Here is a 5,360-nt window from a genome sequence, read left to right as displayed (position 1 = left end):
GCGCGGCGCGTCGCCGCCTCGGGGTCGGGCGCCGCCGCCGGTGCCTTCTGCGCGCGCGCGGCCCGTGCGTCGAGCCACGTGGCCGCGAAGTCGGCCGGGGCGTCGGCCGGCGGGACCTGCCCGGCCGCCCAGAGCAGCAGCAGGCCGAGGGCGTGCTTGCAGGGGAACTTCCGGCTGGGGCACGTGCACGAGTACGCGGGCCCGCTCAGGTCGACGACGGTCGCGTACGGGTTCTTGCCCGAGCCCGCGCACAGGCCCCACACCGCGGCGGGCGTCTCCGTGACACCTATCGAGCTCCAGGGCGCCGGGCTCGCGAGCTTGCGGCCCGCCGCGACGGACGAGGCGTCGGGCGCGAGCGCGAGCACCTGCTCCTGGGTCCACGTCGGCACGCGCGCGAGCGTAGCCGTCGGCCCCGACACGTCCGGCGCGTCTGCGCCCGTCGCCCGCGGCGAGCGCACCAGGTTCGCCCGGTTGCCGGACGGGCGCCCCGGTGCCGCCCTTCAGTCCCCCGTCGCGACCGGTCGGGACGGGTCGTTGGACCACTGCGACCAGGACCCCGGGTAGAGGGCCGCGTCGATGCCGACCGCGGCGAGCGCCGCGACCTCGTGCGCGGCCGTCACACCGGACCCGCAGTAGACGGCGACGGGCGCACCGGCCTCGACGCCGAGCGCGCGGAACCGCTCCCGGAGCGCGTCGTCGGAGCGGAACACGCCGTCCTCGGTGAGGTTGTCGGCCGTCGGGGCGCTCACCGCACCCGGGATGTGCCCGGCCCGCGGGTCGACGGGCTCGACCTCGCCCAGGAACCGCGGACGTGCGCGCGCGTCGAGCAGCGGGCCGTCCCAGCCGGCCGCGTCGTCGGCGTCGATCGTCGGCAGCGCCCCGGTGGACAGCACCACGTCGCCCGGCTCCGCCGTGACCGACCCCGCCTCGAGCGTGAGCCCCGCCGCGGTCCAGCCGGCCAGGCCGCCGTCGAGCAGCCGCACGTCGACCAGCCCTGCCCAGCGCAGCAGCCACCACGCGCGCGCGGCCGACGTGCCGCCCGCGTCGTCGTACACGACCACCGCACGGTCCTCGCGCACGCCCCAGCGCCGCGCGGCCTCCTCGAGGTCGGCGACGGCCGGCAGCGGGTGGCGCCCCTCCTCGGGGCTCGGCATCGACGCGAGCTCGGTGTCGAGGTCGACGTACACGGCGCCCGGCAGGTGCCCGGCGAGGTACTGCTCGTGACCGTCGTCGCGGCCCAGCGCCCAGCGGACGTCCAGCAGCACGGGCGGCTCGTCGCCGGCGAGGTGCGCCGCCAGCTCCACCGGGTCGACGAGCACCGCCTCGCGGGTCGTCGCTCGTCCCGTCCGCTGCTCCGTCATGGTGCCTCCCCCTCGTCGCGGCGCAGGTCGAGCCGCATGGTCCATGCGTCCGCATTCTCCGGCTGGTAGTACCCGCGCCGCAGGCCGAGCCGCTCGAACCCCGCGCTCTCGTACAGGTGGAGCGCCGGGGCGTTGTCCACGCGGACCTCGAGCAGCGCGGCTCGGGCTCCCAGCGCGCGCCCGTGGTCGAGCAGCGCGGTCAGCAGCAGCCGCCCGACCCCGCGGCCCTGGTGCGCGGGGTCGGTCCCGACGGTCATGACCTGGACGTCCTCGCCGTCGAACCACAGGCCCGCGTACCCGACGAGCGTGCCCGCGGAGTCCTGCGCGCCGACGTACCACCGGCCGGGCCCGACGACCTCCTCGAGGAGCGACTGCGCGGACCACGCGCCCGCGCCGAACAGCTCGTCCTCCATCCGGACCAGCGCCGGCACGTCCTGCGTCGTCAGCGCACGGACCTCGACGCCCGGCGCTCCCGCAGTCATCCGAGCACGCGCTTGCGGCTCGCGGCGGGGGTCACGTCGGGGCGGCGCAGGTAGAGCGGCGTCGTGGGGAGGTCCTCGCCGTGCGCGGACCGCTGCGCGGCGAGCGTCGCGAGGGCCGCGGGGTCCGGGTCGACGAGGCCACGGTCCTCCAGGTCGTCGGCAGCCCCGAGCACGGGGTACAGCAGACCGCCACGCCCGACGACGACCGCACCGGCCGTCCGCTCGTCCGCGGCGACGTCGTCGGCCGCACCGACCTCGGGGGCGACGAGCACGTCGACGCCACCGGCGCCGTCCGTGCGGTACAGCGACCAGTAGACCTCGCGGCGGCGGGCGTCGGTCGCGACGAGCACCGTCGACCCGGCGTCGAGGACGCGCGACGCGGCCACGGCGACGCCGTCGAGGCTCGGCACGCCGCGCACCGGCACGCCGAGCGCGAGACCGAGCGTCCGGGCGGTCACGAGCCCGACCCGCAGGCCGGTGAAGGGTGCGGGACCGGTGCCGACGACGACCGACGTCAGCGCCGCCCGGTCGACGCCCGCGTCCGCCAGGACGGCGGCGACCATGGGTGCGAGCAGCTCGGCGTGGTGGCGCGGCTGGTCGTCGCTGCGCGCGGCCAGGACCACGCCGGAGTCGTCGAGGAGGGCGACCGCGACGGCCGCCGAGGTGTCGAGCGCGAGGACGGGCACGGCGTCAGCCTGCCACCGCGTCCGCGCCGGGGAGCGCGACGCCCGCCCAGCGGTCGCCGACCGCCCGCACCGTGACGACCCGCTCGCCCGCGGCGGCGTCCTCGTCGTCGGCGGGGTCCACGCCGCCGCGCGGGCGGACCACCGTCACCTCGAGCCGGTCGGCCGCGAGGCCCTCGACCCAGCCCTCGCCCCACTCGACGACCGTCACGGCCTCGTCGAGGCTCGAGTCGAGGTCGAGCGCGTCGACCTCGTCGAGCGACGACAGCCGGTACGCGTCGACGTGCACGAGGCCCGGGCCGCGCGTGCCGTCCTCGCGCGGGAGGGGCGGGTGCTCGCGCGCGATGATGAACGTCGGCGACGCCACCTGGCCGCGGACGCCGAGCCCGGCGCCGATCCCCTGCGTGAGCGTCGTCTTGCCCGCGCCGAGGTCGCCCGTGAGGACGACGAGGTCCCCGGCGCGCAGCACCTCCGCGAGCGCGCGGCCGTACGCGCGGGTCGCGTCGCTGTCGGGCAGGTGCACCGTGGCCGTGGGTCCGGTGGTCACGGGGCCTGTGGTCACGGCGTCTGTGCTCACGGCGTCGGTCATCGGGCCACCTCCGTGGTGAGGGCGGGCGCGGCGCCCGCGGTCGTGCCGGGCGTCCCGGCGTCGGACGTGCTGCTGCTGGACGTCGCGGCGTGCGCGCTGCGGTCGGCGTCGCTGTCGACGTGCACGCGCGGGACGCGGGCGCCGACGCGCGTGACGATCTCGTAGGAGATCGTGCCGGCGGCGCGCGCCCAGTCCTCGGCGGTCGGGCCGCCGTCGCGGCCGGTGCCGAACAGCTCGACGCGGTCACCGGCGACCTCGCGGGCACCCGGCCCGAGGTCGACGACGACCTGGTCCATGCACACGCGACCGGCGACACCCAGCGTGCGCCCGCCGACCCGCAGCGGCCCGCCGGGCCGGTCCTGCGTGCCCGACGCGTGCCGCGGCACGCCGTCGGCGTACCCGACGGGCACGACGCCGACGACCGTGTCGTGCGGGGTCACGTACTGGTGCGCGTACGAGATGCCGTGACCCGCGGGGACGGCCTTGACCGTCGCGAGCTCGGCCTCGAACGTCATGGCCGGCACGAGCCCGAAGTCCTCGGGACCGCCGAGCTGCGGCACGGGCGACAGCCCGTACACCGCGATGCCGGGGCGCACGAGGTCGTGGTGGACCGCGGGGTCCGTGAGCGTCGCAGCTGAGTTCGCCAGGTGCCGCACCTCGACGTGCGCACCCGCGTCCTCGACGGCGCGCACGGCGTCGGCGAACACGACGGCCTGCGCACGGACGGTGGGGTGCGCGGGCTCGTCGGCGAACGCGAGGTGCGACCAGACCCCGACGACCTCGACCGCGCCCTCCGCCTGCGCGCGCAGGGCGTCCGGCAGCAGCGCGTCGAGGTCCGCGGGCGTCAGGCCGTTGCGCCCGAGCCCCGTGTCGACCTTGAGGTGGATCCGCGCGGTCCTGCCGGCGGCGCGCGCCGCGGCGACGACCTCGTCGAGCGCCCACGCCGCGGCGACGGACACGTCCACGTCGGCCTCGACGGCCTCGCGCAGCGGTGCGCCGGGCGCGTACAGCCACGTGAGCACGCGGGCGCCGACGATCCCGGCCCGCCGCAGGGCGACGGCCTCCGGCACCTGCGCCGCACCCAGCCACGTCGCGCCGCCCTCGACCGCGGCCTGCGCGCTCGGGACCAGCCCGTGGCCGTACGCGTCGGCCTTCACGACCGCCATGACCTGCGCCGTCGGTGCGTGCGCCGCGAGGCTGCGCACGTTGCCGCGGATCGCGGCGAGGTCGACGACGGCACGCGAGGGGAACTGGCTCACGGCGCCCAGTGTCGCACCCGCACCCACCGGCGCCCGTCGATCCGGCGACGCGGGCGACCTCTCCAGCAGACCCGGCACCGACGACCCGGGCCTCGGTACCGCGACGCGCCCCCGGGCGGTCACCAGACCCGGGTCGAGGGCGGGAGGCCGGTCAGGTCGACAGCCGGGCGCGTCGACCGGCTCAGGCCGGGCGGACCACGACGTCGGCGCGCCCCGCGGTCGCCTCGACCAGCCGCGCGTTGCGCTCGTCGGGACCGTGCGCCCACGCGTGCGCGGCGTCGGCGGGCTTGCCGAACGCCTCGTGCCGCGCGACCAGCCGGGCGAGCCGCAGGTCGTCGTCGGGTGCGACGAACCACGCCTCGTCGAGCAGCCCGGCCACGGGCGCGAAGCCGTGCGTGTCGAGCAGCAGGTAGTTCCCCTCGGTGACGACGAGCGGGACGTCGGGCGCGACCCGGATCGCCCCGGCGACCCCGTTGCGCAGGTCGCGGCGGTACTCGGGCGCGTACACGACCTCGTCGGGGTGCGGGTCGCGCAGCCGCCGCAGCAGTGCGACGAACCCGGCGGCGTCGAACGTGTCGGGCGCGCCCTTGCGGTCCGCGAGGCCGAGGCGCTCGAGCTCGGTCTGCGCGAGGTGGAACCCGTCCATCGGCACGACGACGGCGGCGTCGGGGTACGCGGCGGCGACCTGCGCGGCGAGCGTGGACTTGCCCGCACCGGGCGCCCCGGCGATCCCCAGCACCGCGCGGCGGCCCGTGGCGAGCAGCCGTTCGACCCGCGACGCGAGGTCGCGGTCGAGCGTCGTCGCGGGGGCGGTCATGCGGCCTCCCCCGAGCGCGCCACGACGTCCCTCCCGACCGCGGCGAGGACGGCGGTCACGCGGCCCGCCCGAGCAGGTCGGCGACGGTCGCGGGCAGCGCGTGCGCGACCGCGAGCGCGGTGACGGGCCCGCCGGGGTTGGCCCGGTCCGCGGCCCGCCCGTGCACGAG

The 5,360-nt window shown here is 77.9% G+C and carries 7 protein-coding genes; all 7 read right to left on the bottom strand.

What is annotated here, in order from left to right; genetic code table 11:
- Window positions 1-389 (bottom strand): SWIM zinc finger family protein (locus tag CTKZ_RS01795; RefSeq protein ID WP_235843128.1); only part of this gene is annotated, 389 nt, incomplete at its 3' end.
- 111 nt (window positions 390-500) lie between these two features.
- Window positions 501-1,361: a sulfurtransferase gene (locus CTKZ_RS01790; RefSeq protein ID WP_124341332.1), complete on the bottom strand. Its 861-nt coding sequence runs from the start codon at window positions 1,359-1,361 to the stop codon at window positions 501-503.
- Window positions 1,358-1,843, bottom strand: coding sequence for a ribosomal protein S18-alanine N-acetyltransferase (rimI, locus tag CTKZ_RS01785; protein ID WP_124341331.1), 486 nt, complete (start codon window positions 1,841-1,843; stop codon window positions 1,358-1,360). The genes CTKZ_RS01790 and rimI overlap by 4 nt, the downstream gene beginning before the upstream one ends.
- Window positions 1,840-2,529 (bottom strand): tRNA (adenosine(37)-N6)-threonylcarbamoyltransferase complex dimerization subunit type 1 TsaB, encoded by a 690-nt coding sequence (tsaB, locus tag CTKZ_RS01780; RefSeq protein ID WP_124341330.1) that lies wholly within the window; start codon window positions 2,527-2,529, stop codon window positions 1,840-1,842. The genes rimI and tsaB overlap by 4 nt, the downstream gene beginning before the upstream one ends.
- A gap of 4 nt (window positions 2,530-2,533) precedes the next feature.
- The gene (gene tsaE / locus CTKZ_RS01775; protein WP_124341329.1) at window positions 2,534-3,115 is read right to left on the bottom strand and encodes a tRNA (adenosine(37)-N6)-threonylcarbamoyltransferase complex ATPase subunit type 1 TsaE; all 582 of its coding nucleotides are present in this window, start codon (window positions 3,113-3,115) and stop codon (window positions 2,534-2,536) included.
- The gene (gene alr, locus CTKZ_RS01770) at window positions 3,112-4,374 is read right to left on the bottom strand and encodes an alanine racemase (RefSeq protein ID WP_124341328.1); all 1,263 of its coding nucleotides are present in this window, start codon (window positions 4,372-4,374) and stop codon (window positions 3,112-3,114) included. The genes tsaE and alr overlap by 4 nt, the downstream gene beginning before the upstream one ends.
- 181 nt (window positions 4,375-4,555) lie before the next feature.
- A complete protein-coding gene (locus CTKZ_RS01765) occupies window positions 4,556-5,191 on the bottom strand; it encodes a nucleoside/nucleotide kinase family protein (RefSeq protein WP_124341327.1) in 636 nt (211 codons plus the stop codon).
- Window positions 5,192-5,360 lie beyond the last annotated feature (169 nt).

It is taken from the genome of Cellulomonas algicola (assembly GCF_003851725.1).
Taxonomy (GTDB): Bacteria; Actinomycetota; Actinomycetes; order Actinomycetales; family Cellulomonadaceae; genus Cellulomonas; species Cellulomonas algicola.
The sequence above is the reverse complement of the archived record's forward strand: the minus strand, read 5'-3'. Positions and strand labels throughout refer to the sequence as shown.

Excerpts from the sequence above, each read along its gene's own strand:
- rimI (WP_124341331.1), bottom strand. The coding sequence starts at position 1,843 with ATGACTGCGGGAGCGCCGGGCGTCGAGGTCCGTGCGCTGACGACGCAG.
- CTKZ_RS01790 (WP_124341332.1), bottom strand. The coding sequence starts at position 1,361 with ATGACGGAGCAGCGGACGGGACGAGCGACGACCCGCGAGGCGGTGCTC.
- CTKZ_RS01765 (WP_124341327.1), bottom strand. The coding sequence starts at position 5,191 with ATGACCGCCCCCGCGACGACGCTCGACCGCGACCTCGCGTCGCGGGTC.
- tsaE (WP_124341329.1), bottom strand. The coding sequence starts at position 3,115 with ATGACCGACGCCGTGAGCACAGACGCCGTGACCACAGGCCCCGTGACC.